Genomic DNA, 1850 nt, shown 5'->3' on the forward strand with positions numbered 1-1850 from the left:
GGCCTCGGGACGATGGGGCCATGGTGCGCAAACTGCCCGAGATCACCGTGCTGTTCTGGCTGCTCAAGACGGTCGCCGTCACCCTCGGGGAGACCGCGGGGGACCTGCTGGGGATCACCTGGGGGCTGGGGTACGTCCTCACCGCCGGGGTGTTCCTGGGGTTCTTCCTCTCCGTGGTGGTGGCTCAGGTGCGGTCGCGGCGGTACCGGCCGGCGCTGTACTGGGCGGTGGTGCTGGGCACCAGCACCGTCGGCACGGAGATCTCCGACTTCCTCAACCGCGGCCCGGGCCACGGCAGCGCGCCGGACGGCCTCGGCTACGCCTGGGGAGCGGTGCTGCTGATGTCCGTGCTCGCCGCGGTCTTCCTGGTGTGGTGGCGGACGGGGCAGACCTACGACGTCGAGAACATCGACACCCGGAGCGGCGAGATCCTCTACTGGATCGCCATCCTCGCCTCCAACACCCTCGGCACCTCCACCGGCGACTGGCTCTCCGACGACACCGGGCTGGGCTTCCGCGGCGCGTTCCTGGTGATCGCGGCGGTGCTGCTGCTCCTGCTGGCGGTGCACCGGTTCACCGCGGCGAGCCCGACGGTCCTCTTCTGGATCGCGTTCGTGCTCACCCGGCCGCTGGGCGCGGCCGGGGGCGACTCGCTGACCAAGCCGCTCGGCGACGGCGGCCTGGGCTGGGGCACCGCGGGCGCCAGCGCCGCGCTGGGCGCGCTGCTGGTGGCGCTGATCGTCCATCAGACGCGGCAGCAGGTGCGGGGCGGGCGCGGCCCGCTCACGCTCCGAACGTGACCTCGGCGGCGGGGACGGCGGCGCATGAGCGGCCGGGCGCCTCGGTGTAGTGCCAGTAGAGGTTGGTGTGCGCGATGACCTCGGCGGGCGTCGGGACGGGCCCGTACGCGGAGTTGTCCTCGCAGGTGTGCGCGTCGGCGGCGAGGGTGACGTCGTAGCCGCGGGCGAGCGCGCCGTGCAGGGTGCAGCGGATGCAGGCGTCGCTCTGGGCGCCGGCCACCACCAGCCGCCCGGCGCCGAGCCCGGCGAGGACCTGCTCCAGGTCGGTGTCCTCGAAGGAGTCGCCGTACAGCTTGAGGACGACCGGCTCGCCGTCCTGCCGCAGGCCCTCCAGCTCGGGGACGAGCGCCCACGGCTCGGTGCCCCGCTTGAGGTTGTCGTCCGTCTGCTGCACCCACACCACCGGGGTGCCGGCGCCGCGGGCCCGCTCGGCGAGCGCGGCGATGCGGGCGATGACCGCGTCGCGGTCGTGGGTGCGGGTCATCACGCCGTTCTGCACGTCCACCACGACCAGGGCGGTGCCCGGGCGGTTCGCAAGGGTCGTCATGGCGCAGACGTTAGGCCAGCCAGGTGCCCCGGCGCATCAGGGATCTGCCGGGGAACTCGGGCTCGCCGCGCCAGGCGAGCACGGTGCGCGGGACGACGCGCAGGAAGAGGTGGGTGTCGGCCTCGGCGGCGGGGTCCCAGCGGTACTTGGCGGTGTAAGCGGCGGCGGGGCCCTCGGCGAGCGGGACGGGTTCGGCGCTGCCGTCGACGATCACCACGTCGGCGGCGGACGGCAGCGCCAGGCGGACCCGCGGGTCGGCGCGGATGTTGCGGACGCTGGGGCTGGTTGCGCGGGTGCAGAGCCAGGCGAGGTCGTCGCGCCACAGGAACCAGATGGGGATCTGGTGCGGGCCGTGCCGCGGGTGGGCGGTGGCGAGCCAGACGTCCTCCTCGGCGGTGAGGCGCGCGAGGGTCTCGCGCAGCCGGGTGGCCGGGTCTCGGGGGACGGGGTGAGCGGTCGTCATGGTGCTGACGCTAGTGCCGTGGCCGGATGCGTTTGCCGGG

3 protein-coding genes are annotated in these 1850 nt (G+C 74.1%); 1 reads left to right on the forward strand and 2 read right to left on the reverse strand.

Going from position 1 to position 1850, the window contains the following annotated elements; all coding sequences use genetic code 11:
* The first annotated feature begins 20 nt into the window (after window positions 1-20).
* On the forward strand, window positions 21-800 hold the full coding sequence (locus tag BIV57_RS14955; RefSeq protein ID WP_217651730.1) for a COG4705 family protein: 780 nt from the start codon (window positions 21-23) through the stop codon (window positions 798-800).
* Here BIV57_RS14955 and BIV57_RS14960 read toward each other — a convergent pair.
* Together BIV57_RS14960 and BIV57_RS14965 are read right to left on the reverse strand one after the other, a co-directional pair.
* On the reverse strand, window positions 784-1347 hold the full coding sequence (locus BIV57_RS14960; RefSeq protein WP_071657300.1) for an isochorismatase family protein: 564 nt from the start codon (window positions 1345-1347) through the stop codon (window positions 784-786). The genes BIV57_RS14955 and BIV57_RS14960 overlap by 17 nt on opposite strands.
* A 10-nt stretch (window positions 1348-1357) precedes the next feature.
* Window positions 1358-1810: a pyridoxamine 5'-phosphate oxidase family protein gene (locus BIV57_RS14965; RefSeq protein ID WP_071657301.1), complete on the reverse strand. Its 453-nt coding sequence runs from the start codon at window positions 1808-1810 to the stop codon at window positions 1358-1360.
* Window positions 1811-1850: the final 40 nt, after the last annotated feature.

The sequence above is a fragment of the Mangrovactinospora gilvigrisea genome (assembly GCF_001879105.1).
Classification (GTDB): domain Bacteria; phylum Actinomycetota; class Actinomycetes; order Streptomycetales; family Streptomycetaceae; genus Mangrovactinospora; species Mangrovactinospora gilvigrisea.

Coding starts and splice junctions, on each gene's coding strand:
- BIV57_RS14960 (WP_071657300.1), bottom strand. CDS start 1,347: ATGACGACCCTTGCGAACCGCCCGGGCACCGCCCTGGTCGTGGTGGAC.
- BIV57_RS14955 (WP_217651730.1), top strand. CDS start 21: ATGGTGCGCAAACTGCCCGAGATCACCGTGCTGTTCTGGCTGCTCAAG.
- BIV57_RS14965 (WP_071657301.1), bottom strand. CDS start 1,810: ATGACGACCGCTCACCCCGTCCCCCGAGACCCGGCCACCCGGCTGCGC.